The organism is Nonomuraea sp. NPDC049269, from assembly GCF_043197155.1.
GTDB lineage: Bacteria > Actinomycetota > Actinomycetes > Streptosporangiales > Streptosporangiaceae > Nonomuraea.
In genome coordinates this window covers 368,462-393,783 of the sequence record NZ_JBICSO010000005.1, presented here as the reverse complement: position 1 = coordinate 393,783, position 25,322 = coordinate 368,462, and the positions used below count along the sequence as shown (strand labels likewise).

27 protein-coding genes are annotated in these 25,322 nt (G+C 68.4%); 18 read left to right on the top strand and 9 right to left on the bottom strand.

Going from position 1 to position 25,322, the window contains the following annotated elements:
• The first annotated feature begins 45 nt into the window (after window positions 1–45).
• The gene (locus ACGFNP_RS29345) at window positions 46–942 is read left to right on the top strand and encodes an NAD(P)H-binding protein (RefSeq protein ID WP_358312389.1); all 897 of its coding nucleotides are present in this window, start codon (window positions 46–48) and stop codon (window positions 940–942) included.
• A 4-nt stretch (window positions 943–946) separates the two neighbouring features.
• On the opposite strand, the gene ligD is transcribed toward ACGFNP_RS29345, so the two are convergent.
• Window positions 947–2,104, bottom strand: coding sequence for a non-homologous end-joining DNA ligase (gene ligD, locus ACGFNP_RS29340; RefSeq protein ID WP_358312392.1), 1,158 nt, complete (start codon window positions 2,102–2,104; stop codon window positions 947–949).
• Window positions 2,105–2,134: 30 nt separating this feature from the next.
• Window positions 2,135–5,452, bottom strand: coding sequence for a BTAD domain-containing putative transcriptional regulator (locus ACGFNP_RS29335; protein ID WP_393324422.1), 3,318 nt, complete (start codon window positions 5,450–5,452; stop codon window positions 2,135–2,137).
• A gap of 55 nt (window positions 5,453–5,507) precedes the next feature.
• Between ACGFNP_RS29335 and ACGFNP_RS29330 the strand changes: the two genes are divergently transcribed.
• Window positions 5,508–6,779 (top strand): FAD-binding oxidoreductase, encoded by a 1,272-nt coding sequence (locus ACGFNP_RS29330; RefSeq protein WP_393324419.1) that lies wholly within the window; start codon window positions 5,508–5,510, stop codon window positions 6,777–6,779.
• A 57-nt stretch (window positions 6,780–6,836) separates the two neighbouring features.
• On the opposite strand, the gene ACGFNP_RS29325 is transcribed toward ACGFNP_RS29330, so the two are convergent.
• A complete protein-coding gene (locus ACGFNP_RS29325) occupies window positions 6,837–7,577 on the bottom strand; it encodes a crotonase/enoyl-CoA hydratase family protein (protein WP_393324416.1) in 741 nt (246 codons plus the stop codon).
• 178 nt (window positions 7,578–7,755) lie between these two features.
• Between ACGFNP_RS29325 and ACGFNP_RS29320 the strand changes: the two genes are divergently transcribed.
• Window positions 7,756–8,985 (top strand): alpha/beta hydrolase family protein, encoded by a 1,230-nt coding sequence (locus ACGFNP_RS29320; protein ID WP_393324413.1) that lies wholly within the window; start codon window positions 7,756–7,758, stop codon window positions 8,983–8,985.
• Window positions 8,986–9,029: 44 nt separating this feature from the next.
• On the opposite strand, the gene ACGFNP_RS29315 is transcribed toward ACGFNP_RS29320, so the two are convergent.
• Both ACGFNP_RS29315 and ACGFNP_RS29310 read right to left on the bottom strand, forming a co-directional pair.
• Window positions 9,030–9,239 (bottom strand): hypothetical protein, encoded by a 210-nt coding sequence (locus ACGFNP_RS29315; protein WP_393324410.1) that lies wholly within the window; start codon window positions 9,237–9,239, stop codon window positions 9,030–9,032.
• Between the two features lie 121 nt (window positions 9,240–9,360).
• Window positions 9,361–9,612 (bottom strand): hypothetical protein, encoded by a 252-nt coding sequence (locus ACGFNP_RS29310; protein WP_358312409.1) that lies wholly within the window; start codon window positions 9,610–9,612, stop codon window positions 9,361–9,363.
• Between the two features lie 21 nt (window positions 9,613–9,633).
• Between ACGFNP_RS29310 and ACGFNP_RS29305 the strand changes: the two genes are divergently transcribed.
• A complete protein-coding gene (locus ACGFNP_RS29305; RefSeq protein ID WP_393324407.1) occupies window positions 9,634–10,011 on the top strand; it encodes a MarR family transcriptional regulator in 378 nt (125 codons plus the stop codon).
• Between the two features lie 264 nt (window positions 10,012–10,275).
• Window positions 10,276–11,112, top strand: coding sequence for an alpha/beta fold hydrolase (locus tag ACGFNP_RS29300; protein ID WP_358312449.1), 837 nt, complete (start codon window positions 10,276–10,278; stop codon window positions 11,110–11,112).
• 67 nt (window positions 11,113–11,179) lie between these two features.
• On the opposite strand, the gene ACGFNP_RS29295 is transcribed toward ACGFNP_RS29300, so the two are convergent.
• On the bottom strand, window positions 11,180–11,542 hold the full coding sequence (locus ACGFNP_RS29295) for a hypothetical protein (protein WP_393324403.1): 363 nt from the start codon (window positions 11,540–11,542) through the stop codon (window positions 11,180–11,182).
• On the opposite strand from ACGFNP_RS29295, the gene ACGFNP_RS29290 reads away from it, so the two are divergent.
• The 4 genes from ACGFNP_RS29290 to ACGFNP_RS29275 all read left to right on the top strand — a co-directional run bounded on the left by ACGFNP_RS29290 (window position 11,528) and on the right by ACGFNP_RS29275 (window position 13,660).
• Window positions 11,528–12,439 carry a TetR/AcrR family transcriptional regulator gene (locus ACGFNP_RS29290; protein WP_393324400.1) on the top strand — a complete coding sequence of 304 codons (912 nt, stop codon included), beginning with the start codon at window positions 11,528–11,530 and terminating at the stop codon, window positions 12,437–12,439. The genes ACGFNP_RS29295 and ACGFNP_RS29290 overlap by 15 nt on opposite strands.
• A 213-nt stretch (window positions 12,440–12,652) precedes the next feature.
• Window positions 12,653–12,979: a PadR family transcriptional regulator gene (locus tag ACGFNP_RS29285; protein WP_358312458.1), complete on the top strand. Its 327-nt coding sequence runs from the start codon at window positions 12,653–12,655 to the stop codon at window positions 12,977–12,979.
• On the top strand, window positions 12,976–13,332 hold the full coding sequence (locus ACGFNP_RS29280; RefSeq protein WP_358312461.1) for a DUF1048 domain-containing protein: 357 nt from the start codon (window positions 12,976–12,978) through the stop codon (window positions 13,330–13,332). The genes ACGFNP_RS29285 and ACGFNP_RS29280 overlap by 4 nt, the downstream gene beginning before the upstream one ends.
• Before the next feature lies 1 nt (window position 13,333).
• Window positions 13,334–13,660 carry a DUF1048 domain-containing protein gene (locus ACGFNP_RS29275; protein WP_358312464.1) on the top strand — a complete coding sequence of 109 codons (327 nt, stop codon included), beginning with the start codon at window positions 13,334–13,336 and terminating at the stop codon, window positions 13,658–13,660.
• A gap of 659 nt (window positions 13,661–14,319) precedes the next feature.
• Here ACGFNP_RS29275 and ACGFNP_RS29270 read toward each other — a convergent pair.
• Window positions 14,320–14,835 carry a helix-turn-helix transcriptional regulator gene (locus tag ACGFNP_RS29270; protein WP_358312467.1) on the bottom strand — a complete coding sequence of 172 codons (516 nt, stop codon included), beginning with the start codon at window positions 14,833–14,835 and terminating at the stop codon, window positions 14,320–14,322.
• Between ACGFNP_RS29270 and ACGFNP_RS29265 the strand changes: the two genes are divergently transcribed.
• The 8 genes from ACGFNP_RS29265 to ACGFNP_RS29230 all read left to right on the top strand — a co-directional run bounded on the left by ACGFNP_RS29265 (window position 14,813) and on the right by ACGFNP_RS29230 (window position 22,582).
• Window positions 14,813–15,217: an alpha/beta hydrolase fold domain-containing protein gene (locus ACGFNP_RS29265; protein ID WP_358312470.1), complete on the top strand. Its 405-nt coding sequence runs from the start codon at window positions 14,813–14,815 to the stop codon at window positions 15,215–15,217. The two genes, ACGFNP_RS29270 and ACGFNP_RS29265, sit on opposite strands and share 23 nt — an antisense overlap.
• Window positions 15,218–15,729: 512 nt before the next feature.
• Entirely contained in the window at window positions 15,730–16,059 is a 330-nt protein-coding gene (locus ACGFNP_RS29260; protein WP_393324394.1) for a PadR family transcriptional regulator, read from the top strand.
• A gap of 2 nt (window positions 16,060–16,061) precedes the next feature.
• Window positions 16,062–16,475 (top strand): DUF1048 domain-containing protein, encoded by a 414-nt coding sequence (locus tag ACGFNP_RS29255; protein WP_358312475.1) that lies wholly within the window; start codon window positions 16,062–16,064, stop codon window positions 16,473–16,475.
• Window positions 16,475–17,239 (top strand): ABC transporter ATP-binding protein, encoded by a 765-nt coding sequence (locus ACGFNP_RS29250; protein WP_393324390.1) that lies wholly within the window; start codon window positions 16,475–16,477, stop codon window positions 17,237–17,239. Before ACGFNP_RS29255 ends, ACGFNP_RS29250 begins: the two co-directional genes overlap by 1 nt.
• Before the next feature lie 9 nt (window positions 17,240–17,248).
• Window positions 17,249–18,010, top strand: a complete 762-nt coding sequence (locus ACGFNP_RS29245; RefSeq protein WP_358312481.1) for an ABC transporter permease — start codon at window positions 17,249–17,251, stop codon at window positions 18,008–18,010.
• Between the two features lie 126 nt (window positions 18,011–18,136).
• A complete protein-coding gene (locus ACGFNP_RS29240; protein WP_393324386.1) occupies window positions 18,137–19,345 on the top strand; it encodes a cytochrome P450 in 1,209 nt (402 codons plus the stop codon).
• A 544-nt stretch (window positions 19,346–19,889) separates the two neighbouring features.
• A complete protein-coding gene (locus ACGFNP_RS29235; protein WP_393324383.1) occupies window positions 19,890–21,728 on the top strand; it encodes a CocE/NonD family hydrolase in 1,839 nt (612 codons plus the stop codon).
• A gap of 188 nt (window positions 21,729–21,916) precedes the next feature.
• On the top strand, window positions 21,917–22,582 hold the full coding sequence (locus ACGFNP_RS29230; protein ID WP_393324380.1) for a hypothetical protein: 666 nt from the start codon (window positions 21,917–21,919) through the stop codon (window positions 22,580–22,582).
• Between the two features lie 339 nt (window positions 22,583–22,921).
• On the opposite strand, the gene ACGFNP_RS29225 is transcribed toward ACGFNP_RS29230, so the two are convergent.
• A complete protein-coding gene (locus ACGFNP_RS29225) occupies window positions 22,922–23,731 on the bottom strand; it encodes an alpha/beta hydrolase (protein WP_358312491.1) in 810 nt (269 codons plus the stop codon).
• 238 nt (window positions 23,732–23,969) lie between these two features.
• On the opposite strand from ACGFNP_RS29225, the gene ACGFNP_RS29220 reads away from it, so the two are divergent.
• Window positions 23,970–24,521: a helix-turn-helix domain-containing protein gene (locus ACGFNP_RS29220; protein WP_393324377.1), complete on the top strand. Its 552-nt coding sequence runs from the start codon at window positions 23,970–23,972 to the stop codon at window positions 24,519–24,521.
• 294 nt (window positions 24,522–24,815) lie between these two features.
• Here the strand turns inward: ACGFNP_RS29220 and ACGFNP_RS29215 are convergent, their stop codons facing one another.
• Window positions 24,816–25,253, bottom strand: a complete 438-nt coding sequence (locus tag ACGFNP_RS29215; protein WP_358312496.1) for a hypothetical protein — start codon at window positions 25,251–25,253, stop codon at window positions 24,816–24,818.
• Window positions 25,254–25,322: the final 69 nt, after the last annotated feature.

Below are 25,322 nucleotides of genomic sequence, written 5' to 3'. Positions count from 1 at the left end.
GTTGTCAATTCGGGAGAATTCCCAGGCTGAGGGTATGGGCGGGGAATGCACATTCTGGTCACGGGGGCAACCGGCACGCTGGGCAGAGCCGTGGTGCCCACACTCGTCAGGACAGGGCACTCGGTGCGGGCGTTCAGCCGCGCATCGCACCCAGGCCAGGACATCGAATGGGTGTGGGGCGACCTGGCCTGGGGCAAAGGCGTGCTCAGCGCCGTGCGGGGCGTCGATGCGATCATCCACCTCGCCACCCTCGCCCGCAAAGGTCACCGAGCCGATTCCGTCGACCTCGCGGGCACCCGGTGGCTGCTCGACGCGGCCGGGGACGCCGGCGTGCCCCACCTGGTGTACGTCTCGATCGTCGGCGCCGACCAGGCCGCGACCGGCTACCTGGAGGACAAGCTCGAAGCCGAGCGGCTGGTCAGGGAGAGCGGGATCGGCTGGACGATCCTCCGCTCCACGACGTTCCACCAGCACCTCGAGGTCTTCCTTCACGAGCTGGCCGCCTACCCCGCGATCCCGGTGGATCGCTCGATCCCCTGGCAGCCGGTCTGCACCTCCGAGGTGTCCGCGTGCCTGAGCGACCTGGTCGCCGCGGGTCCGGAGCGGGGGGTGATCGAGTATGGGGGGCCGGAGGTGATCGGCATGGACGAGGTGATCAGGCTCTGGCTGCGAGCCAGGCACCTGCACCGCATGCTGCTGCCGATGCGCTATCCGGGTGGCAGGTGGGCCGCCCAGCGGGCCGGCTGGCACATCACGGACGCCACGCCGCTGGGGCGGATCAGCTGGCACGAGCACCTCTTCCCCGACCCGCCCGAGCCGTCGGACGACTTCGCCATCGAGCACACCGCCTCGCCGACCAGCCCGGCCACCCAGCCGGACCTCGACCCGAACTCGCACGTGTACGGCGGCGACGAGGGCTACGAACGCCCGACCCGCCTCTGATCGGCTAGGTCCACGGGTCGTAGTCGACCTCCAACGGCTCCTGACCGGGCCGCTGATCCTCCGGGACGTGCTGGAGGTTGACCCGGATGCGATACCACACACTGCTGCGCCCGCGCATGCCGTCGACCAGCACATCAGCGGGCTGGAGGCAGGCGGCCACCTCTGGATGCCGGGCCTGCCACCGCTCGAACCCCGCCTGCGCCTCCTCCTTGTGCTGCGCCCTGGCGATCTCGACGACGGGCAGGTCTTCGCGCTCGGGGGCGGGCCCCTGCGACTCGGCCAGCTCCAGCAGCGACTCCAGGCCGCCCACATGCAGATCCATGTCCGCCCACGGGTCACCGAGCTCGGCGAACCGCTTGGGCACCGTGTCGATCGTATGGTCGCCCGGCCGGCAGCCCGGCACCTCGTCCCAGGTCAGCGGCGTGGAGACGCGGGCGTCGGCGACCGGCCTGACCGAGTAGGCGGAGGCGACCGTGCGGTCGTAGGCGTTCTGGTTGTAGTCGACGAACACGCCGTGCCGCTGCTCCTTCCACCACCGGCTGGTGGCCACCTCGGGGGCACGCCGCTCGACCTCGCGGGCCACCGCCTCGGCCGCCCGGCGCACCTCGGCGAACGTCCAGCGCGGCTCGATGCGGGCGTAGACATGGAAGCCCCGTGATCCCGACGTCTTCGGCCAGGCGGTCAGGCCGTGGTCGGCCAGCACCTCGCGGGAGACCTGCGCCGTGCGCAGCACGTCGCCCCATCGCACGCCCGGCACCGGGTCGAGGTCGATGCGCAGCTCGTCGGGGTGGGCCAGGTCGGCGGCCCGCACCGGGTGCGGGTTGAGGTCGACGCACCCCAGGTTGACCGCCCACACGACGTGGGCCAGCTCGGTCGCGACGACCTCCTCGGCGCTGCGCCCGGAGCGGTAGCGCAGCTCGGCCACCTCGACCCAGTCGGGTCGCTTGGCCGGGGCGCGCTTCTGGAAGAACGCCTCCTCCTCGATGCCGTGCACGAACCGCTTGAGCACCATCGGCCGCCCCTGGACGCCGCGCAGCGCGCCCTCACCGACCGCCTGGTAGTAGCGGATCAGGTCGAGCTTGGTGTGCCCGCTGCCGGGGAACACCACCTTGTCAGGGTTGGTGATGCGCACGTCGCGCCCGGCGACCTCGATGTCAGGCATGAGGTCACGATACGCGGGGCCTCCGACACTTCACGCGAGGCTCCTGGCCTCCCAAAAGGCCAGGCCGAGTCGCCGGTGCGTATCGATCGCCACCCGCCGGTGCTCGTCCGCCTCGCCCGTACGGCCCAGCCGGGCGGCCAGCGCCGCGAGGACGTCGCGGACCGAGCCCCAGGCGCCGCTGCCCATGCCCATGACGATGAGCTGGTCGGCCACCGGCAGCAGCAGCTCGTACAGCTCTTCCGGGTCCGGCGTGCCGAGCCGGGCGGCGATGAGGCCCCAGATCGGGAACAGGAAACCCCCTGACCAGTCGTCCCGCAGCTCCGTGCCCCACCGTGCGATCAGCGCCCTGGCCAGTTCCTCCTTGCCCACGTCGAGGGCGGCCAGGATGGCGAGCGGCCGCATCGGGACCATCTGCGGGAGGTCGCTCGCGGCGATGAGGTCGTCGACGATCTCGGCCACCCGGCCCTGGCCACGTCTGCAGGTGTAGAGCGTGGCCAGTCTGCGGGCCTCCGCGCCCCACGGGCTGGCGCCGTACTTGAGGTCGGGGAAGTCGGCGACCAGCGCCTCCGCCTCGGCCCAGCGGCCGTGCAGGGTGTGTCCGCCCGTCTGCGCGACCCGGACCATGGCTTCCAGCTCGGGGCGGCGTACCTCCTCCAGGACCCGCTCGCAGCGGGCGAGCTCGCGCTCCCACTCGGCCAGATCTCCCGCGCGGAGCAGGCAGGACATCCGCAGCCCCCCTGCCACCAGCCGGGCCTCCCTGGTCAGCCCCGGAATGGCCAGCATCTCGTCGGCGGCGCGCAGCCGGGCGGGGTTGTTACCCATGACGAACCCGGCGATCAGGTAGTTGTTCAGCGTCCTGGCCAGCAGCGCCGGGTCTCCCAGCGCGCGGGCCAGCTCCACGGCGTCCGCGGCGAGCAGTTCGCCCTCGGCGCGGCGGGGGCCATAGTGGAGCTCGACGCCGAGCGTACCCAGCAGCGTCGCCCTGGCGTGGTCGTCGAGCGGGCCCGCGAGCAGGTCCTCCAGGACGGACACCATCTCCTCATCCACCACGCCGTACGGCCGCCAGTTCCACACCGACAGCCCACCGAACGAAGAGACCGCCGTCACCAGCGCGTCGCGGTCGCCGAGCCGTTTGGCCGCCGCGATCGCCTCCGTCAGGTAATGCAGGGCGCCGTCGGCGTCGCCCACGGTACGACGGGCCTGGCCGAGCTCGGTCAGCAGGTGGCAGCGGTCGGCCGAGTCGCCGGGCGGCAGGTGCGCGACCGCCAGCTCCCAGAACATGACCGACTCGGTGTAGCCGTGACGGGCGACCGCCTCCCGAGCCGCGGCGACGGCGTAGGCCGCCGCACGGTCCGCGCCGCCCAGCTTCGCGGCCGCGGCGAAGTGGCGGGCGAGCAGGGCGGGGTCGGTGCCGGGGAGGGTCTCCAGGTACGTGCCGGCCCGCAGGTGCAGGCGGGCCCTGGCCAGCTGGGTGAGTCCGGCGTCGAGCGCCTGCCGTACCAGGGCGTGCGAGAAGCGGTAGTCGGCGGCCTGAGCGCTTCCGGTCCGTTCGCCCACGGCCAGGGCGGCGGGCACAGTCGTTTCTCTCAGCGGGCCGAGAGCCAGGGCGGGCTCGGCCGTCTCGGTCAGCAGGCCGACGGCCAGGGCCGGCTCGGCGAGGGCCATGACCTCCTCGACCGGCCGTTCGGTCAGCGCGGCCAGCAGGTCGAGCGTCACCTCTCTGCCCGCCACCGCGGCGGCTCTGAGCATGTCCTGCGTGGCGGCGGGCAGCCGGGCGAGCCGCCGGTCGATGACGTCGCGGGCCCCGGCCGGGACCAGGTCGCGCTCGTTCTCCGGCAGGCGGAGCAGCTCCGTCAGGTAGAACGGGTTACCGCCCGAGCGGTCGAGCATCGCCACCGGATCCGCGTTCACCCGACGCAGGCGCAGGTAGTCGAGCACCTCGGCGGCGTCGAACGGGGCCAGCGGCACCCGGTGGCTCTCCCGCGCCAGCGCGCCCAGCGTCTCGCGCAGTTGCTCGGGGTGTTCGCCCGGCTCGGGCCGGAGCGTGACGAGGACGAGCGCGGACGTACGGGCGAGCTCACCGGCGACGTGGCCGAGCAGCTTCAGCGACGAGACGTCGGCCCAGTGCACGTCCTCCAGCACCAGCAGGAGCGGGCCGCCACGCAGCCGCGACACCACGCCGTCGTACAGGTCGAACAGCTCGGCTTGCGGTTGCGCGGGGATCAGCCCCGCCTGGGTCCAGGGCCAGAAGGACGGGGCCGTCTCGCCGTCCAGGCAGCGTCCCCAGGCCGTCTGGAAGCCCCGCGCGGTGGCCACCTCGGCGGCGGCCCGCGCCAGGCTCGTCTTGCCGATGCCCGCTTCGCCGGTCACCAGCAGCAGGCCGCCCCTCCCCCGGCGGGCGTCGGCCAGCAGCTCCTCGACCAGCCGCAACTGATCGTCCCGCGCGACGAGCCACTCACCGGCCGCCTTTGTTCCGTCACCGTTGAACGGGCCGTCCGCTGATGTACCGGTTCGAGCGGCGGCGCCCCATGAGTCGGGTGCCGGGGTGGTGAAGGCGGTCGGGGCGGTGAGGCCGGGTGCGGTGAGGGTCATCAGGTCGGGCGACTGGTCGAACACCGCCTGTTCCAGCCGCTTCAGCTCCGGCCCCGGCTCGATGCCCAGCTCGCCGTCCAGCAGCGACCGTACGCGGCGCAGCGCCCCGAGCGCGTCCGCCTGCCTCCCCGCCCGGTAGAGCGCCAGCACCAGCAGCCCCCACGCCCGCTCCCGGTAGGGATGCGCCTCGACCAGCGCCTCCAGGTCCGGCAGCCCGGCCTCGCCGAGCGCCAGCCGCGCCTCGAACCGGTCCTCGGCCGCCCCCAGCCGCAGCTCCTCCAGCCGGTGTACGGCCCGCCGCGCGAAGTCCAGGTCGGCGAACTCTCCCAGCAGCGCCCCCCGCCACAGCCCGAGCCCTCGGTCGAGCACCTCCAGCGCCTCGGCGTACCTGCCGCCCTTCAGCACGCGGCGCCCGTCCTCGGCCAGCGCGGCGAAGCGGCCGGTATCGACCTGTCCGGGCACGATGTCGAGCAGATAACCGGGCTCGCGGGTGAGCAGCAGCCGGGGCGGCGTGCGCGGCTTCCTGCCGGGTTCCAGCACCCGGCGCAGGTGGGAGACGTACGCCTGGAGGGTCGCCGTCGCCTTGGCCGGCGCCTCCCCGGCCCACAGCTCCTCGATCAGCCGGTCGAGCGGCACCACGCGCCCCGGCGACAGGGCCAGCAAGGCGAACACGGCCCGCTGCTTGCGCGTGCCGAGATCGAGCCGAACGCCATCACCGGAGTCAACCTCAAGCGGGCCGAACAGACGTACATCCACAAACCCCAAGTCAACCCCAAGTCCCCCTCAAATGGGAAAACGCACACTTGACCTCATGAACACCATCAACATCAACGGCAAGGTCCTGCTCCCCGGCGACGCGGGCTTCGACGAGGCCCGCAAGCCCTGGAACCTGGCCGTGGACCAGCCGGTACGAGCGGTGATCGAGGCCGCCGACGCCGACGACGTGGCCGCCGCGGTGAGCTACGCCCGGCTCAACGGGCTGGCGGTCACCGCCCAGCCGACCGGGCACGGCGCCTCCGGCGACACCGACGGGACGATCCTCCTCAAGACCGCACGCATGGACGGCCTGACCGTCGAGGACGGGATCGCCAGGGCCGGCGCGGGCGTGAAGTGGGGCGAGGTGCTGGCCGCCGCGAGTCCGCTCGGCCTCACCGGCCTGGCGGGCAGTTCGCCGGTGGTGGGTGTGACCGGCTACACGCTCGGTGGCGGTCTGAGCTGGTTCGGTCGCAAGTACGGCTTCGCGGCCGACAGCGTGCGGGCCTTCGAGGCGGTCGACGCCACCGGTGACCGGGTCAGGGTGACGGCTGCGTCGGATCCGGAGCTGTTCTGGGGGCTGCGGGGCGGTGGCGGCGACTTCGCCCTGGTCACCTCGGTGGAGTTCGACCTGCGTCCGGCCCCCTTTCTGTACGGCGGGCGGATGATGTGGCCGGTCGAGCGGGCCCGGGAGGTGTTCGAGGCCTTCGCGGAGACCACCGCCGAGGCGCCGGAGGAGTTGACGATCTGGTTCGACCTGCTGAAGTTCCCCGGCGGGCCGGGGTATGTGGCCATCGACTCCACCTTCCTCGGCGAGCACCCCGGCGACCTGCTGCGCCGCTTCGACCGGATCGGCGGGACGATCAGCGACACCCGGCGGCCGATGCCGGTGGCCGAGCTGGGCTCAATCTGCGCCGAGCCCACCGATCCCAGTGCGGGGACGGGGCGGTTCGAGCTGCTCACGGGGCTGGACGGGGTGGCGGAGGTACTGCTCGGCGCGCCGATCGACCCGCTGATCAGCGTCCAGGTCAGGCATCTGGGCGGGACGCTGGCCCGGCCCGCCGAGGGTGGCGGGGCCGCGGGGCGGGTGGCCGAGCCGTACTCCGTCTATATGTTCGGGTTGCCGTCGCGGGAGACGACCGAGCGCATCGCGGGCCTGACGAAGGAGCTGGTGCCGTACACGAGTGGGCGCAAGCCGTACACCATGCTGGCCCAGGGAGAGCAGGCCGCGTCGGCCTTCCCCGCGAGCACGCTGGCCCGGCTACGCGACCTCAAGCGGACCCGTGACCCGCACGGCGTGATCCGCGCGAACTTCCCCGTGCTGGCATGAGCACCCCTGCTGTCGCGAGGACCGCACGGGCGCGAGGACCGGCGTTGGGGCGGGTCGCTAGAACTCGCCGTGCCGGCCCGCGCCCTCCGCGAAGCGGGCGGCGCCGCCGACGGCGTCGGGCAGCGACACCAGACCGTGGCGCAGCTCGTTCCTGATCGCGTCCCGCTCCGGCAGCCCGTCCTGCTCCAGCGCCGACAGCCGGTCGCCGCGCAGACAGGTCTGCGGGAAGCGGGCGATGTCGCGGGCCAGTTCCTCGGCCTGCCGCCTGGCCGTACCGGCCGGGACTACGCGATTGGCCAGGCCCATCTCGTACGCCTCGCGAGCGCCGACCGGACGCCCGGTGAGGATCAGGTCCATCGCCCGGGAGGCGCCGATGAGCCGCGGCAGCCGCACAGTGCCGCCGTCGATGAGCGGCACGCCCCAGCGCCGGCAGAACACGCCGAACACCGCGTCCTCCTCGGCCACCCGCAGATCGCACCAGAGCGCCAGCTCCAGCCCGCCCGCGACGGCGTGCCCGGCGACGGCGGCGATGACCGGCTTGGACAGGCGCAGCCGGGTCGGGCCCATCGGCCCGTCGCCGTCCTCGCCGACGTGGTTGTCGAGCGTCTTGAGGTCGGCGCCCGAGCAGAACGTGCCGCCCTCGCCCCAGAGCACCGCCACCGCCGCATCGGACTCCTCGAACGCCCTGAACGCGTCGACCAGCGCGTCGGCGGTCTTGCGGTCGACCGCGTTGCGGACCTCCGGCCTGCTCAGCACTACGGTCGTGACCTGGCCTGCTCGCTCCATGCGTACGGTCATGGCTGCCTCCGTGATGGGTGGTCGCCGGAACGTGAGCGTACGGCGGCACCGGAGGTCACGCCAGCGCCCCAGCGCCTGCGGCGTACGGCGGCCCCCGGCAACTCCTGACATCCATGCGCTCCATGCGGATTCACTTTTTATGCCCTGAGAATATATCCGCAGTGTATAGTCCATCCGCATGATCGAATCCCCGAACCTGGCCACGCCGGACGACGGCCATGGCGAGCCGCGCGTACCCCGCAGGCGTGGCCGACTGGCCATCATCACCGGACTCGTCACCGTCCTGGCCGCCGCCGGACTCGTCCAGGCCCTGCCGGCCTCAGCGTCCCGGACGGTCACGCCGTTCCTGCCCGCCCCGACCGGCTCCCAGCCAGTGGGCACCACATCCCTGTACATGAAGGACACTTCGCGTCCCGACCCCTGGGTTCCCACCGTCAAGTACCGCGAACTCATGGTCTCGCTGTGGTACCCGGCCAAGTCGCCAGGCCACAAGCGAGCGCAGTACATGACGGCGAAGGAGTCCGAGCTGCTGCTCAAGGACGGAAAGATCACCACCATCCCGTCCGACACGCTGAGCAAGACGCGCACCAACGCTTTCACCGACGCCCGTCCCGCCGGTCGCGGACACAGCCTGCCCCTCGTGGTGCTCTCTCCCGGGCACAGCAAGCCCCGCAGCGAGCTCACGGGCCTCGCTGAGGAACTGGCGAGCCGGGGGTACGTGGTGGCCGCCATCGACCACACCTACGAGAACGTCGCCACGACCTTCCCGGACGGACGGGTCACCACCTGTGTCACGTGCGAGATCACCAAGGACAAGGACTGGTGGGCGAAGCTGGAGAAGAGCCGGGCCGCTGATGTGTCCTTCGTGCTCGACCAGCTGACCGGCGCGCACCCGAAGTGGAAAGCCGCCGGCCTGATCGATACGTCGAAGATCGCCATGGCCGGTCAATCGGTCGGCGGCGCGAGCGCCGTCGCCGCCATGCTGGCGGACTCCCGGCTGCGCGCCGGCATCGACATGGACGGAACCGTGGAGAGCACCCTCCCCGCATCCGGGTTGTCCCGCCCGTTCCTCTTCCTGGGCAAACCCGCGACCTACACGCCGGGCAAGAGTACGGAGGCCGCCTCGTGGGAGCGCGTCTGGACGGGGCTGACCGGCTGGAAGCGCTGGCTGCTGATGACCGGAGCCGTGCACCTGTCCTTCACCGACCTGGGCGTGCTGGTCGACCAGGTCGGCATCGACATCGGCTCCGACATCGCCGGCGCCCGCGCCATGAACATCACCCGCAGGTACGTCACGGCCTTCTTCGACCAGCACCTGCGCGGCAAGCCCCAGCCCCTGTTGAACAAGCCCTCAGCGAGCTATCCCGAGATCACGTTCTGCAGCCCGCAGGAGAAGACCTGCGCCTGACGCGATCGTGCCGCGCACCAGCGGCGGCCGCGCGAAGCGCGTTCCTACGGTAGTCGCTGCCGGCCGCTCTCGAAGAACCCGTTCAGGTCGAAGGCCGACTGATCACCCGCGGGCTCCACACGCGTAGGGAGGGCGCCGGAGGGCAGGCTCGGCATGTGGGCGGAGTACCACTCCCCAGTGGGCAGGCCCGTATACCGCTCCGATTCGGCCTGCGGCTCCAGATTCGCGGCCGTCCCCCGGACGTAGTTGTTCACACGAACGATCCGGGTTGCCTGAACGCACTTTGCAGCCGTACGCGCCTCCAGCGGCACCCTCGCCGAGGTCCAAAAGGTTCCGAGGGCTGGAGCGAACAGGCGCCGAAGTGACGGCTCCCTGTCATCCGCCACCGGGCGGCTGCGGATCGCCGTCAGGCTCCAAGGCCACCTCTTCCGGCAACTTATCGACGCTGACAGCATCCTCCTCCGTCATGCCGGGGTCGGTCCCGGTTGCGGCCATCGTGGTGATCCGGCGCGCGGCCTCATTTTGAGCCAGTCTGCATATCGTGAGCATCGAGCTCAAGCTGGCGCGCAGGTCGTCCTTGACCGCATCAAGCAGCGCATCCCGACGGAGCCAACCGACCTTCCGCACCTGCTGGAATTCAACAGGCTCGTGCGGAAGGTGTTCATAGGGTCCTGTGACTTCGCCGACGGCAATGTGGCCTGGGTGTCATTTGAGCGGCATGACCACCAGGTCTCCTCGTTGGATCTCGGTGGCGAATCTCCAGAGCTATCCGACTCCGGCACTCTCACCGTCGCTGACCTGGTCCAGCGGCTTCGCGTCAGCCCCGCGTCGATCTCGCAGACCGTCGCCTTCCTCGAACAGCAGGGCCTACTCAAGCGGGCACGACGCCCGTCGCACCTTCGCCTTCCAGCTGTCGCGGGCCTCCGGCCATACCGGGCCGAGCTGGGGCGCCGCCTCGGCCACGCCAACGACCGTATCGGCACCTGTATACCAACCCGCCGGACGACGTCGCCGCCGGGTACATAGAGCACCTGTGACGGTGGGGGTGGTGCATCGTATTCCTTCGATGGGTGAAGCGGCTGTACGGTGGTCGTGGTGCGCCGGGAAGTCTGGTCGGCAAGAGGTCTAACACGACTATCGACCCCGGAGGCGCAGATGACCGGTTTCCCGCGACAGCACCGTGCAGACGAGACCACAGACGCTTTCGCGACGGAAACGGGCAGGTCTTCACATCGGACCAGCCCTACGGGAGAGCGGGATCTGATCCTGGCCCGCGTAGGGGCGGACACGGTGGAATACCGGATGCACGGCGACGGCCCCGGCACGGTCCTGGTGTTCCACGGCGGTCATGTGCGGGCGGAGCTGGCCTTGGGCGAGGAAGTCTTCACCGATGCGGGATTCAGGGTGCTCATTCCCTCGCGTCCCGGCTACGGGCGTACACCATTGACCTCGGGAGTCACGGTGGCGGACTTCGTCGATGTCATTGCGCGCCTGTGCCGGGATCTGGGAGTCGACCAGGTCGCCGCGGTGGTCGGCATCTCCGCCGGCGGACGTACCGCGCTGACCATGGCATCCTTCCATCCAGACCTCGTGCAGCGGGTGATCCTGGAAAGCTCGGTCGGTTTTCTGCCCTGGCCCGACCGGCGCACCCGCATCGGCGGACGGATCGTGTTCCATCCCAGGGTCGAAGCCGTCACCTGGGCACTCTTGCGCACGGCGATCCGCTTCGCGCCGGCGCCGGCCTTGCGGCTGCTCACCCGCGACCTGTCGCTTCTTCCCGTCGGCCAGGTGCTGGCGCACCTGAGCGCCGCCGACCGCGCCACGCTGACCCACCTGTACACCTCGATGCGCTCGGGCCGCGGCTTCGTCGCCGACATGCTCCCGGTGGCCGACTGCACCGCCCGCGTCGGCCAGCCTGCCCTGGTCATCGCCACCCGCAACGACCGCTCGGTGCCCTTCGCCCACGCCCAATCCCTGGCCGCGGCGATACCACGCGCCGAACTGGTGGAAAGCCACGCCGACAGCCACATGATCTGGTTCAGCTCCGACTATCCCGCCATCGCCGCCCAGATACGTGCATTCCTCCTCGCCGATCACAACACCGCTCGCGGGACCGTGAACGCCTAGCGTGGCGCCGCAGTCATCGCCAACACCCGACCTCCGGGACAGTGCAAAGACCTGTTTGCTTGCCAGGTCAGGAAACAGCCAGCAAGAGGAGGATGGCCAGTGAGCCCGCGGTCGTGAGGAGAAAGCGCGTCACGACAAGGGGGCGGAACCAGCCGGGAAAGACCACCTCAGCTGCCCCGATCAGCGCCTTGGTGTCGATGTCCGTGGTGCCGGACTTTCGGAGGGCGGCCTCCACGTACCGGACGACGAAAACCTGAGCGGTGGTGATGAAGCCGCCGGCGATCAGCAGGATGGGCTGGAGGACCCAGGTGAGCAGCGGCTGGTCACCGAGGTTCAGCACGGCAAGCGTCGCCAGGCCCACGGCAATCGCCACGGACACCACCACGCTGGCGGTGCTGGCGGTGAAGTCGAGGCCGTGCTTGACCAGCACGGCGGGATCATGGCCCTGACGCCGGATCTCGGCATCGGCTGCTTGCTGGGCGGCGGTGCCGTAGCGGTGGCCGACAAGCGGAACGATCAGGTACGTCAGGGCCAGCAGGAACTGAAGGGCGACAACCATGAGCACGGGCCTCCTCAACACATTTTGAACTTAGTTCAACACCATAGCTCACGGTTTGAACTAAGTTCAACGCTGGCTAGGCTGAGCGTCATGCTGACCAAGGAGCAGATCGTCCGCGCCGCCGTCGAGGTGCTCGACGCCGAAGGTGTGAACGGGCTGAACATGCGCCGTTTGGGCACACACCTCGGATCGGCTGCATCGGCGATGTATCACTATGTGAAGAGCAAGGACAAGCTGGTGATCCTCGCCGCCGACTACGTGTTCGGCGAGATCCCGCTGCCCGACACGGCTAGGGTCGGGTGGCGGGAAGCTGCCGCGGCGCTGGCACGGGGAGCGTATGCGATGGTCGTACGGCACTTCTGGCTGATCCCGGCGATGAGCACGCACCTCATCTACGGACCCAACAAGGCTCGCTTCGACGAGCAGTCCCTGACGGTCTACGAGTCGGCCGGGTTCACCGAAGGCGAAGCCGATCAGGCGGCTGCGACCGTGCTCATGTTCGTGATCGGCGCCGCGCAGGGCGAGGCGGCGCAGGCGGCCTGGCGGGCCCGCCTGCGGCGGAGCGGCGCCGATCAGGACAAGGAACTCCGGGAGGTCACCGCCGAGGTATTCGAGATCGCCCGGGCCTTCCCCCGGCTGCGAGCCCGCATCGGCTCCGCCACCGCTTCCCCGCCTGGAGACCCTTTCGAGTTCGGACTCCAAACCCTCCTTGCCGGGTTGGAGTCGCGCCTGCCTCCTCGACATCATGACTACGGTCAGGGTCCCTGAGGCGCAAAGGCCACCAGGTCGCGCCGCACCCCGGCGTGGGCGGCCTCCCACAGCTGGACCAGGTCGGAATCGTCGACGGCGGCGCGGCTGGACGCGTTCGAATCGCTTCCATGGTCTGTGCTCGCCGCTTGCTGGACATTTATCCACTACCCTGTGATACTTTATAGTGGTACTCGTTACTACGGAGTACCAGGAGACCGAAGAGGACACACGATGGACGGCCTGACGGAGATGCTGAAGGGCACGCTTGAGGGCTGCGTGCTTGAAATCATCGGCAGCGAGGAGACCTACGGTTACGCCATCACGCGTCGGCTGAACGAACTCGGCTTCGCCGACGTCGTCGAGGGGACGGTTTACACCATCCTGCTGCGACTGGAGAAGAACGGGCTCGTCCAGGTGACGAAACGACCGTCCGGGCTGGGCCCGCCGCGCAAGTTCTATGCGCTCAACGACGCGGGGCGCAAAGAACTCGCGACGTTCTGGGCGAAATGGGAGTACATCACATCACGGATCGACAAGCTCAAGGAGGGCGGGAGATGAACTTCTGGGAGACCATCACAGGCAGCGATCTCACCAGGGAATGGAAGACGTTCGAAGCGCGGGCCGAGGCATTGCCGGCCGACTACCGGGCGGCGTGGGAAGAGATCAAGGGTCATCTTTCTCTCTACGCGGACTTCACAGGCCGAAACCTGATGCCGATTCTCGACGGTGCTCTGGGGCTGCTCGAAGAGACAGCGGCCGATGAGCAGAGCATTCACGAGGTGCTGGGTGACGACATCGAGGGCTTCTGCGCGGCGCTGGCCGGCGGAGAAGGGGCTCGGAGCTATCGCGACCGGTGGCGCGAGCAGTTGAACAGGAACGTCGCAAGGAAATTGGGCCGGCTAGGAGGCTGACATGGGCATCCAAGACATCATCGAGGGCAAGAAGCAGTGGCGGGCGCACATGGCGCGGGTCAAGGCGCTCCCGCCGGACTACCAGATCGTCTACAAGGAGATTCAGAGGTACTTCTTCAAGGTTGGACCGATCGACTTGCTTGACGGGCGTCTGCTCTCAGGGATCGTCGATTTCTTCGAGGAGGGCGTCGCGGCCGGCAAGGGAGTCCTGGAACTCATCGGCAACGACGTCGCTGCCTTCTGCGACGACCTCGTCAAGGACTCGCGCACCTACGCAGACATCTATCAGGAGTCCATCAGAGGGGAACCCGGCACGGCCGAGAAGTAACACCCGTCGGCCCAAGGCACCGGCGGGCGCTGGGCTGCGCTATAGAGCAGCAGTAGGGTCGGGTAGCCGCTGAAGTCGGAACTTGGTCCGCGCCGGACGGGGCTGTGAGGCGGCGAGTGATGCGCCGAAGCGGTCAGTCCCTGCTCGCCGCGACTGGCACTTCCGGGACGGCCAGCTCACCCGTGCCGCTCATCCGCCTCTCCGACCTCGCTCTGAAGGGACCTGTGGACTGGCCAACGTTAGACCCTGCGATAACAAGCCCCAAGTGGCCGGCTCCCTTCCCTGCGACCGACCTCCGGACACTCCAAGTGCCGACCGGGACTGGATCCGGAGGCGCAACGTCCACCTGATCCGCTCGGAATTGCAGCCGAACTGGCAATCCCGGAAATCCACCCGCAGATCCCGTGCCGCCACCAGCGCCAACTCCGGCCTCCTGCCTTTACCCCGCAGAGCAAGACGAACGATGACACTACTTCTACTCCAAGCGGGCCCTCGTCGAAGCGGTCATGGAACGCATGGCCGACAAGATCGCCGCCGCCCTGGCGGCGGCCGCCGATCCGCACGCATCCGCGCTGGAGAATGGCGAAGGGTGACAACGTAGCCCGCTTGACCCGCATCTGCGCTTGATCTGCGGAAACTCGCTCAAAGAGAACGAAACGCTAGAGCTGGTCGAGACTCAGCCGGGCCGGCCCCGTCCGGGAGGAGATGCCCGGCTTGGGGAAGGCCTTGTAGAGGTGCTGCCCAACAGTGCGCGGACTGAGGAGCAGGTGGGCGGCGATGTCACGGTTGGTGGCTCCCGTCGCGGCCAGCCGCACGACCTGCAGTTCCTGGGCGGTCAGCTGGGCGCCGGGATCGACGCGGCGGCGGGTAGGCGTCGCCTCACTGGCAGCGCGCAGTTCGGCGACTGCCCGATCAACCCAGGGCCGGGCGCCCAGGCGCTCGAAGGCCTCCCGGGTGTGGCGCAGGTGCGGGCGCGCCTCGGCCTTGCGGCGACGGCGGCGCAGCCACTCGCCGTAGGCGAGGTGCGTTCTGGCCTGCTCGTATGGCTGGTCCGCCAGCTGGTGCAGGTTCAGTGCCCGGGTGAAGTGCTCCTCCGAATCGTGGATCAGCCCGTGGCAGCGGGCGACCAGGACGCGCGACGCGGGTGATCTCTTGCCCGCCGTACAGATCCTCATCTGTCCCAACACCGACCTGACGCTCTCGCAACCCAGCGTCGTCGACAAGGGCACCGGACACGCGCTGGACGCCGACTTCCTCTCCTGGGCCATCGCGCAATGGGCATCGGATCCCGCCACCCGCGCCCTCGCCAGCCCGCTGATGACGCCAGACCTGCGCGGCCTGTCCGACACCCTGATCGTGACCGCCGAGCACGACGCGCTGCGCGACGAGGGCGACGCCTACGCCCATCGCCTGGCACAGGCGGGTGTACGAGTGACGCACCGGCAAGAGCCTGGCCTGGTGCACGGCTTCATCCAGAACATGGATCTGACCTCCCCGGAGGCGGCCGCCGCCCACGACCGGCTGTTCCGCGACATCGCCTCCCTGATCCGCAGGTGAGGGGCCACCGGCACCGTCCGGCTCCTGGCCCGCCGCTTTCCACCGGCTGCGCCACTCCGCTCTGCAGCACCTGGCCGCTGACGGACGAACCGCTCCCGAGCTTCAGGCCAAATCCCGCCGCCAGCACCTCGAGAGCCTCGGCCGCTACGTCCGACTCGGGGAGAAGTCCTCCGCCCGCATCACCAGCCGAAGCCGATCCGACCGCCCGTCGCCGCACTTGCTGACGCTGGCGATCAGGTCTGCTGCGTGTCGTGTCAGCGGCCGCGTCAGTACGGCGACGGCCCGGTATCAGGGTGGTCGGCGATGGTGGAGGCCATGGGGTGTTCAGCGATTGCAACATTCGCGGCTGCGCTTGTGGTTGCCTGTGCTCCCGCCGCGTCCGCGGTCGCCTGCACCCACACGCTTGTGGGCTCGGCTTGTACCTCAGCTATTCGGTGTTGCTATGTACCGGTAGTCAGTGCTACTTTATACCAGTAGTCAGCAGCACCGAGTAGCCGAATGGGGGTGCTTCCATGGGCAAGCAGGCGACGGAGATGCTCAAGGGAACACTGGAGGGCATCGTCCTGGCGATCCTGTCCAGCCGGCCCGCGTACGGCTACGAGATCACGGCGTGGCTGCGGGATCAGGGCTTCTCCGACATCGCCGAGGGAACCATCTACGCGCTGCTCATCAGGATCGAGCAGCGCGGCCTCGTCGACGTGGAGAAGGTCCCGTCCGAGAAGGGGCCGCCGCGCAAGGTCTACTCCCTGAACGCTCAGGGACACGAGTACCTCGACGAGTTCTGGAGGACCTGGAGCTTCCTCACCGAACGGCTCCAACAGCTCCGCGAAGGAGGCAAGTAGCAATGGACACAGGGTCGAACCAGCCGAAGAGCCGCGCCCGGCAGTACCTGGAGGTGGTCACGGGATCGCTGGAGGACAAGAGGCGCTGGCGGCAGTACAAGGCGCGCGTCAAAGCGCTTCCCGAGAACTACCGCACGGCGGTCGAAGCGCTGGAGCGGTACCTCATGCACTTCGGGCCGGGGGACGGCGCCGACGCGGCGTCGATGTTCGAGGACCTCGCCGATCTGTTCGAGCAGAGCGCGGCGGACGGAACCCCGATCCGCGAGATCTTCGGAGAAGACCCCGTGGAGTTCGTCGAGGCGTTCATGCAGAACTACTCCGTGGGGAGCTACATCCGCCGGGAGCGAGAACGCTTCGCCAGCGCCATCGCGCACGCCGCCGGCGAGAACACCGGAAAAGAAGACAGGACACTCTGATGACGACACAGCAAACCCCGGCGATCCACGTGCAGGGCCTGGAGAAGTCGTACAAGGAACTGCAGGTGCTGCGCGGTGTGGACTTCGCCGTGGCGCGCGGCAGCATCTTCGCCCTGCTCGGCTCCAACGGGGCGGGCAAGACCACGGTCGTGAGAATCCTTTCCACGCTGCTCAAGGCCGACGCGGGCACGGCCGGCGTCAACGGCTTCGACGTCGCCACGCAGGCGGCGAATGTGCGCGAGTCGATCAGTCTCACCGGGCAGTTCGCCGCCGTCGACGAGATCCTCAGCGGGCGCGAGAACCTCATGCTGGTCGCCCGGCTGCGGCATCTCAAGGATCCCGGCAAGATCGCCGATGACCTGCTCAAGCGTTTCTCACTGACCGACGCCGGCGCGCGAAAGGCGTCCACGTATTCCGGCGGCATGCGCCGCCGCCTCGACATCGCGATGAGCCTCATCGGCAATCCGCCGGTCATTTTCCTCGATGAGCCGACGACCGGGCTCGACCCCCAGGCGCGCATCGAGGTGTGGCAGACCGTCAAGGAACTCGCCGGGCAGGGCACGACGGTGCTGCTCACCACGCAGTATCTGGACGAGGCCGAACACCTCGCCGACCGGATCGCGATCCTGCACCAGGGCCGGATCCTCGTCAATGGCACCCTGGCCGAGCTCAAGCAACTCCTGCCGCCCGCCAAGGTCGAATATGTCGAAAAACAGCCCACCCTCGAGGACGTCTTCCTCACTCTCGTCGGCACGAAGGCATAAGGAATCACGATGACCAAGCACTTCCTCGGCGACACCGCCACCCTGTTAGGACGATCCCTGCGTCACATCGCACGCAGCCCGGATACCATCATCACGACCGCGATCATGCCGATCGCCATGATGCTGATGTTCGTCTACGTGTTCGGCGGCGCGATCAAAACAGGGTCGGACTCGTATGTGAACTACATGCTGCCCGGCATCCTGCTCATCACCGTCGCCTCGGGCATCGCCTACACCGCGTTCCGGCTGTTCATGGACATGAAGGGCGGCATCTTCGAGCGCTTCCAGTCCATGCCGATCGCCCGCTCGTCCGTGCTGTGGGCGCACGTGCTGACCTCGCTGGTCGCCAATGTGATCTCGCTCGTGGTGGTCGTGCTCGTCGCCCTGCTGATGGGCTTCCGCTCGGCGGCGGGAGTGCCGGCGTGGCTCGCGGTTGCCGGCATCCTGATCCTGTTCACCCTGGCACTGACGTGGATCGCCGTCATCCCCGGCCTGTCGGCCAAGACCATGGAAGGCGCGAGCGCGTTCTCCTACCCGCTCATCTTCCTGCCGTTCCTCAGTTCAGCCTTCGTGCCCACCGACACCATGCCCGGCCCGGTACGCGCCTTCGCCGAGTATCAGCCGGTGACCTCCATCGTCAACGCCATCCGCGCCCTGTTCACCCAGCAGCCGGTCGGCACCGACATCTGGATCGCGCTGGCCTGGTGCGTTGGCATCCTCGTCGTCGCCTACGTCTTCGCCATGATCACCTACCGCCGTAAGATCTCCTGACCTCTGCTGGACGAGCCCGTCCTGGCCCAGATCAGCGCGCCGGACAGGTAGATCGCGGCGCGGCGGCCGCGCCGCCATTCACCGCAACCTCAGGAGAGCACGTACTCCAGCGAAATGAGGAAAGTCATGAACGAATCCCTTCACACCGTCGAGACGATGCCGACGGCGCGTCAGTCCGGCTGTCCCTTCGACCCGCCGAAGGAGCTGATCCAGGCCCGCGAGCAGAGCCCGATCAGCCGCCTCCCCTTCCCCGACGGACATCAGGGCTGGCTGGTCACCGGCTTCGACCTGGTCCGGTCGGTCCTGGCCGACTCGCGGTTCAGCTCGCGCAAGGAGCTCATGGGCCACCACCCGACCATCGACTACGGCGGCTTCGAGGTCCCGCCGGCGCCGCCGGGTGAGTTCCTGCTCATGGACGAGCCGCAGCACGGCCGCTACCGCAAACCGCTGGTGGGCAAGTTCACCGTACGGCGGATGCGGCTGCTCACCGAGCGCGTCGAGCAGGTCACCGCCGAGCACCTGGACGCGATGGAGAAGGCCGGGCCGTCGGCGGACCTGGTGACCGCGTTCGCCAAGCCCATCCCCGCCATCATCATCTGTGAGCTGCTGGGCGTGCCGTACGAGGACCGGGGCTCCTTCCAGGACAACATCGACAAGTTCCTCGGCGGGGAGGTGAGCGACGAGGAGCTGATCGCGGCCTACACCGCGACCCAGAGCTACCTCGCCGAACTGGTGGCCGCCAAACGCGCCAACCCCACCGACGACGTGCTCAGCGACCTGCTCGACAGCGACCTCACCGACGAGGAACTGAAAGGGATGGCCCTGATCCTGCTGTCGGCCGGGTTCGACACCACCGCGAACATGCTCGCGCTGGGCACCTTCGCGCTGCTGCAGAACCCGGAGCAGCTGGCCGCGCTGCGCGCCGACCCCGCGCTCACCGAAGGGGCCGTCGAGGAGCTGCTGCGCTATCTGAGCGTTGCCAAGCAGTTCCAGAGGGTCGCGCTGGAGGACGTCGAACTGGGCGGTCACACCATCAAGGCCGGTACGACGGTCATCCTGTCTCTCAACACCGCCAACCGCGACCCCGAACGCTTCACCGACCCCCAAGCGCTCAACCTGCGCAGGCAGGACGGCGGGCACCTGGCCTTCAGCCACGGCATCCACCAGTGCCTGGGCCAGCAACTGGCCCGCGTCGAGATGCGCGTCGCCTTCCCCGCCCTGCTCAACCGCTTCCCCACCCTGCGCCTGGCCGTACCGGCCGACGAGGTCGCCCTGCGCCCCGAGGCCGCCGACATCTACGGCGTCAAGAGCCTCCCGGTCACCTGGGACGCGTGACCGCCAGCCGGCGACGGACAAGGTCGCGTACGGCCGCCCCCACTGTGGTTGCCCGCCTGCGGCGAACGCGTCCGCGACGCCGTGCAGGATGGCATACCGGATCATGGCCGCGGCATGCGGGCCGACCAGGCGGAACGACTCCCGTCCATCCCACGCCGCAGTGCCCTGCCGATGGCGGCGATAGTCTCCCGCCGCCGTTCGTCGCTCACCCGCTATGCCGAGAACGGCACCAGCACCGGCTTGCTCCCGGCCTACACAGAGCCTGGCCCGCTACACCGCGTCTCACCCGACGCCCCTACCCGCCGGCAAGAACGCCGCGACCCCCGCCACCGAGGCTGACCGGACCGGGCCCGGTACCGCGCGGCCCATTTCTACCGGATTCCGGTGGCACCCGATCTCGATACGCCGGGCACCAATAGGACCGCATTCCACCATCCGTCCATTCAATTGAGCTTTCTAACAGATTTAGGAGCACGCCACCATGTCCACGTCCAATTTGAAACGGCGAGGGTTTGTCGCCGCAGTCGCACTCGCAACCCCACTCGTGATCGCCGGGGCTCCCGCCGCGTCCGCGACGGCGAAGTCGGAGATCAAGGTCTCCGGCGGGCTCACGCAGCCGGTCTTCTCCTACCAGGACGCCATCCGTGAGCACGTCCGGGTGCAGTCGTCGGTCGACAGCGACGGCGATGGCAAGAAAGATCTGGTCCGGGTGGACATCATCCGGCCGGAAGAGAGCGGTTCCGGGCTCAAGGTCCCGGTGATCATGCAGGAAAGCCCGTATTACGACAACCCCGGCGTCGGCTTCGAACTTGAACACAAGAAGTACGACGCGAACGGCCACGTGACGAAGTTCCCGATGTATTACGACAACTACTTCGTGCCGCGCGGGTACGCGTTCGTGTCCGTCGACATGATCGGCACCAGGTTGTCCGACGGCTGCCCGGCCTCCTATGGCGCCTCCGATGTGCTGGGCGGCAAGGCGGTCGTCGACTGGCTGAACGGCCGGGCGACCGCCTACGACGACAAGGGCGATCCGGTCAAAGCCTCCTGGACCACCGGGCGTACCGGGATGATCGGCCACTCGTACGAGGGAGCGCTCGGTGTAGGCGTCGCGGGCACCGGCGTGGAAGGGCTGGAGACGATCGTGCCGCTCGCGGCCTACACCAGCGGATACGAGAACGGGCACGCCAACGGCGTCCTCACCTGGTTCAAGGGCGGGGCGAGGTGGCAGTCCGAGCATGTCGACAAGGATCCGGCGGAGAAGTGTGAGGCGATGCGCCAGCGGATGGACACCGAATCCGACGATGAGACCGGCAACTACAACGCTTACTGGGACGAACGCAACTACCGGACCGGGCCGATCTCGAAGGCGCGCAACGTCCGCGCCAGTGTCTTCGCGGTGATGGGCATGCAGGACCGCAACGTGGTGGGCAGCCAGTTTTCCGAGTGGTGGGCCAAGCTGCCCCGCGGTGTGCAGCGCAAGGCGTGGGTGACGCAGTATGGGCATCTCGACCCGTTCTGGGCCCGCCGCGAGGTGTGGCTCAACACTCTCAACAAGTGGTTCGACCACGAACTGATGGGCATCTCCAACGACATCATGCGCCGGCCGCGCGTCGATGTGCAGCTCGGCCCGGACCGCTGGATCACCCAGACCGACTGGCCGGCACGCGCGGCGCGAACGACGACCCTGCGGCCGCAGCAGGACGGCTCCCTGGGCCGCACGCCCTCGAGTGGCACCGGCAGTTACCTCGACACCGCCCAGACCGAGATCGCGATGGCCGCCGACCCCGCCACCACCAACCCCAACCGGCTGGCCTTCCTGACCCCGCCGCTGAAGAACTCGACGCGACTGTCCGGAACACCGTCGGTGAACCTGAAGGTCAAGCTGGACAAGCCGACCGCCAACCTGGGTGTCCTGCTCGTCGACTACGGCCAGGACACCCGCATCAACTACCGCGAGACCACCGCGACGGCCTCGCAAGGCCTCAAGTTCATCGGCGGCGAAGATTGCGTCGGCCCGAGCACAGCCGATGACGACGGCTGCTATTTCAAGGCCGGCGACAACACGGCGACCTCCGGCTTCAACGTGGTCACCCGAGGAATCCTGGACGCGCAAAACCACAAGTCGCTCAGCCGCTCGACACCGCTGACGCCGGGCAAGTCGTACCAGATCACCTGGAAGATGCTGCCGCAGGATTACGAGTTCAAGGCCGGGCACCGGCTGGGCCTGGTGCTGACCGGAACCAACGACGACTTCAACCTCGACGAAACCGGCAACGGCACCGGGACCGACGTCGAACCCGGCACCGGGGCGAGGGTCACCGTCGACCTGGTCGGCACGTCGATTTCGCTGCCGCTGGTCACCGGCACGTCCATCAAGTAGCAGCAAGATCGACATTCGTGTACGGTCGCGGCCAGCGTGGTCGCGACCGTGCACATGACTTCCCGAGCACGGCACCGATCGCCCCACCCTCGACCTGGCCAGCCATGTCTTGAAGCTCAGCCAACATGCCTCACGCGCCGGACAAGATCCTCTCGCTCTGACCTGCGAGAGGAGACCGGCAGCTCAAGATGACGACCGTCCGCAGCGGCGATCTCCAGCGCCACCTGGAAGTGGCCCGTCAGCCGGTTGCGTCCGGCCGCTGTCGCACCCGCAACCTGGCCGGTTCATCACCAAGCAAGGGCAATGGCCGGTGGAGGCAGGCTCGCATCATCTGCACAATGGTCGCCATGGACGGGAACATCGCGGACGAAGCGTGGTGGAGGCGGCAAGCCGCCGCACAAGGGGAATGGTGGAAGAAACGGGCTGCAGGACAGCAGGAGGAGACCCTTCGGCAGAACAACCTGATGTACGCCGGCTTGATCGGTATCGGAGTCGTCTTGGTGCAGCCGTTCCTGACCCCGGGAGCCGCTTCTCTTGATCTGTCCGCCCAGATCTGCGTGGTCGCTTTCTCCTTGGCCATCCCGCTCTTGTCAGCTCTTATCATGTTGAACCGGCATGAAACCTATCGTCGGCGCATGACGAGTTCCGTTGTCGTGCTGGTGGCGCAGCAGGCTGCGCTCGGGCTCGGGTTCGCCGGGGTGGTCGCCGGTTTCTGGCACATCATGACGATCGCCGGGATCGCGATCCTGGTTGGCACGATCTTGGGTGTGGCCGTTCATTCCGTGGGTTATGTGCGGGTGGAGGAAGAGGACGCCCAAGCCACACCAGGTGCGAAGCAACCGCCCCAACTGTAAATCCGCTGACGTGCACGGCCGGACTGAGATCGTCCGCCGAATCACGACGCAGTCGACCCCAACACCCCAGCCTTGCCATCAAGCCCACCAGACTCTCGACTCACGCGGCCCCACCCAGCCCAACCGGACCCAGCCCGACGCCGCCCAAGCGCAAAGGATCACGTGGCCAACACAGCCCCCGCGAGGCCCGGCGGATCGCCGCGAACAGCTCAGCTTTGCCCTTGCCAGCCATCGGGCTTCCTCGCCACACGGAGTCCTCACTTACACAGCCAGGGTCTACGCCGTATTTCCAGGCAGCTCCGGGCCGGAATCGAGGCTGCCGTGGAGCCGCTGTCCTGATCAGTTGCCGAGGAGGTCTTGGATCGCTTGGAGAACGGCGTCGGGACGGCGGAATATGACGGAGACGTGTCCGGCGTCGTCGATAACGCGGTTTTCGCCATGCGCAACCGATTTGGCCAGCGCGGTGTAGAGCCGCGTCTTGGCTTCGGCCTCCTCGTGGAGGAGCGATGGGGGTATGCCCTGGGTAACCGCTTCTTTGAAGGGGTCGATCGCCGTGGCGGTGAGCACGATCAGCGGGACGTCGGGCATCGGTCCCGCGTTGCGCACCTCGTCATGGAGTTGATAACGGTTGGCCGCCTCTTGGCCGCCGATCTTCAGCCATTCCGGGCTGACGTGACGTTCAATCAGCGACTCGCGGATCTCTTCCGGCCAGTCGGCCATCTCCCGGGCGAACAGGGCGCGGTAGAACTGGATGATTTCGTCGGGCAACTCGTCAGGCACCGCCTCGCCGGGGTCCCATGCCTGATACAGCTCGTTCAGTTCCTTGGGCATGTAGGAGTCGTAGTCCTCGTGCTCGGGCTCCACCAGGACCAACCCCGCCACCTCGTCAGGGAAACGCTGCGCATAGTGGCGTGCATAGAGGCCGCCGAGAGAATGACCGACCAGCACGTAGGGAGCGGGCACGCCGACGACCCGCAGCAGCTCGCGCAGCTCATCGGTGACCTGGGTGGAGGTGCGTGGCAGCTCGGCCCGGTCGCTCCACCCCGTTCCGGCCCGGTCGTAGAGCACGCTCGTGGTGAGTTCAGCAGCCCGTTGTTGAACGATGAAGCCGTCCATGCCGGATGAGCCGGCCCCGGGCAGGAACACCACCGCCGGGCTCCCGCTGCCCGAGCGGTGGAGGAACAGTCTCCGATCCCTGACCTGGTAGTGCCGTCCTACTGGCGGCGTTGTCTCGGCCGTTTGACCTTGCATCGCTGACTCCTTGGCTGTCGGCGGGCCGACTTGGCGGAGACGAGAGTGCGCCTTTCGGGGTCGCCACCCATCGCTATGCCACCGGCACCTGCATTCCCAATTTTAAGAACGGTACCAGATATGGGATCGTAGGGCCGTGGACACCCTTGATCTGCTCCTGCACCCGGTCCGGCTGCGCATCGTGCACGCCATGTCCGGCGGTCGCACCCGCACCACGTCCGACCTGTGCGCCGGCCTGCCCGACGTCCCCAAGACCACGGTGTACCGGCACGTCGGCCTGCTGGTCGAGGCGGGAGTGCTGGAGGTTGTCGACGAGCAGCGCGTGCACGGCGCCGTCGAGCGCCACTACCGGCTGCGCCGCGAGCATGCGGGAATCGACGCCGACATGGCCGCGTCGATGTCCCTGGACAAGCACCGTCACGGGTTCGCCGCAGCCATGGCTGCCCTGCACGCCGAGTTCAACGCCTACCTCGACCGGGACGGAGCCGACCCGACCGCCGACTCCGTGGGCTACCGGCAGGGCACCGTCTGGCTCACCCCGGGCGAACTCGCCGAGATGATCGGCGAGCTGCGCGACGTCCTAGCCTCCAGAGCGGGCAACAGACCCGCGTCCGGCCGCAGCCCTCACCTTCTGAGCATGATCCTGTTCCCGACGGAGGCCGCCGCAGCGCCTGATCCAGATGCATGAGCGCGCACAGCACGAACGCCGCTCTGTCGATCTGCCCCTCAGGCAGTACCGGGTTGCGGTAGACCAGCGGCCGCCACAACCCGAGCGCCCCGAGCTTGACCGCCGGCACCGGATCGGTAGGCACCCGGCGCAGCGGCCTGACGCGGCGTGCCCGCCAATTCGGAATCGCGAAGGCGGTTCCGCGGACAGGCAGTTGCAAAGGGGTGTGCCTGAATCTCTTCATGATCAGGAAATGAACGGTCGAAAAACTCTACGGAGCCATGGGGGTCGTCCGGAACGCTCTTCGTGCTCTTTCTAACGTGCTTGATACCGGACACCTTCGGCACGCGCATGCAACCGTACCCGCAGCACGGGAACACGACGGGCGTCTGCCCGCGCCCGCATCAGACGGCGAAGCCGGCGACGCGAGCGCCGGACATGAAGCACATGCCCGTAGGTGTAGCCCGCGAGCGTTGCGGCAGCCAGCGCCGCCAGCCTGACGAGGTCGTCGGGCCCGAACGCCAGCTCCCCTTCGGCGTGTACCAAGAAGCCGGTCACAAAACACCAGGCCATCGCTCCCGTCGCGAGCGCGGCGAGGTAGTGCCTCGCCCAGATCGCGAACAGGCCGACGGCCACCGCCACCAGGATGACGCGTGCCGTGGTCTGGGAGACGGTCATCGCGGCCATCACACAGCCGCCGACCGCGCAGACGAATCCGGCCGGAATCAGCACTTCCAGAGGACGCCCGCGCATCGACCATCCTTTCCGGCGGGAACGATTTCATGTAACACGACCTGGCGTACGGGGAGCGCCGTTCCTTAC

Coding starts and splice junctions, on each gene's coding strand:
- ACGFNP_RS29345 (WP_358312389.1), top strand. CDS start 46: ATGCACATTCTGGTCACGGGGGCAACCGGCACGCTGGGCAGAGCCGTG.
- ligD (WP_358312392.1), bottom strand. CDS start 2,104: ATGCCTGACATCGAGGTCGCCGGGCGCGACGTGCGCATCACCAACCCT.
- ACGFNP_RS29330 (WP_393324419.1), top strand. CDS start 5,508: ATGAACACCATCAACATCAACGGCAAGGTCCTGCTCCCCGGCGACGCG.
- ACGFNP_RS29325 (WP_393324416.1), bottom strand. CDS start 7,577: ATGACCGTACGCATGGAGCGAGCAGGCCAGGTCACGACCGTAGTGCTG.
- ACGFNP_RS29320 (WP_393324413.1), top strand. CDS start 7,756: ATGATCGAATCCCCGAACCTGGCCACGCCGGACGACGGCCATGGCGAG.
- ACGFNP_RS29285 (WP_358312458.1), top strand. CDS start 12,653: ATGGACGGCCTGACGGAGATGCTGAAGGGCACGCTTGAGGGCTGCGTG.
- ACGFNP_RS29280 (WP_358312461.1), top strand. CDS start 12,976: ATGAACTTCTGGGAGACCATCACAGGCAGCGATCTCACCAGGGAATGG.
- ACGFNP_RS29275 (WP_358312464.1), top strand. CDS start 13,334: ATGGGCATCCAAGACATCATCGAGGGCAAGAAGCAGTGGCGGGCGCAC.
- ACGFNP_RS29270 (WP_358312467.1), bottom strand. CDS start 14,835: ATGAGGATCTGTACGGCGGGCAAGAGATCACCCGCGTCGCGCGTCCTG.
- ACGFNP_RS29260 (WP_393324394.1), top strand. CDS start 15,730: ATGGGCAAGCAGGCGACGGAGATGCTCAAGGGAACACTGGAGGGCATC.
- ACGFNP_RS29255 (WP_358312475.1), top strand. CDS start 16,062: ATGGACACAGGGTCGAACCAGCCGAAGAGCCGCGCCCGGCAGTACCTG.
- ACGFNP_RS29250 (WP_393324390.1), top strand. CDS start 16,475: ATGACGACACAGCAAACCCCGGCGATCCACGTGCAGGGCCTGGAGAAG.
- ACGFNP_RS29245 (WP_358312481.1), top strand. CDS start 17,249: ATGACCAAGCACTTCCTCGGCGACACCGCCACCCTGTTAGGACGATCC.
- ACGFNP_RS29240 (WP_393324386.1), top strand. CDS start 18,137: ATGAACGAATCCCTTCACACCGTCGAGACGATGCCGACGGCGCGTCAG.
- ACGFNP_RS29230 (WP_393324380.1), top strand. CDS start 21,917: ATGACGACCGTCCGCAGCGGCGATCTCCAGCGCCACCTGGAAGTGGCC.
- ACGFNP_RS29215 (WP_358312496.1), bottom strand. CDS start 25,253: ATGCGCGGGCGTCCTCTGGAAGTGCTGATTCCGGCCGGATTCGTCTGC.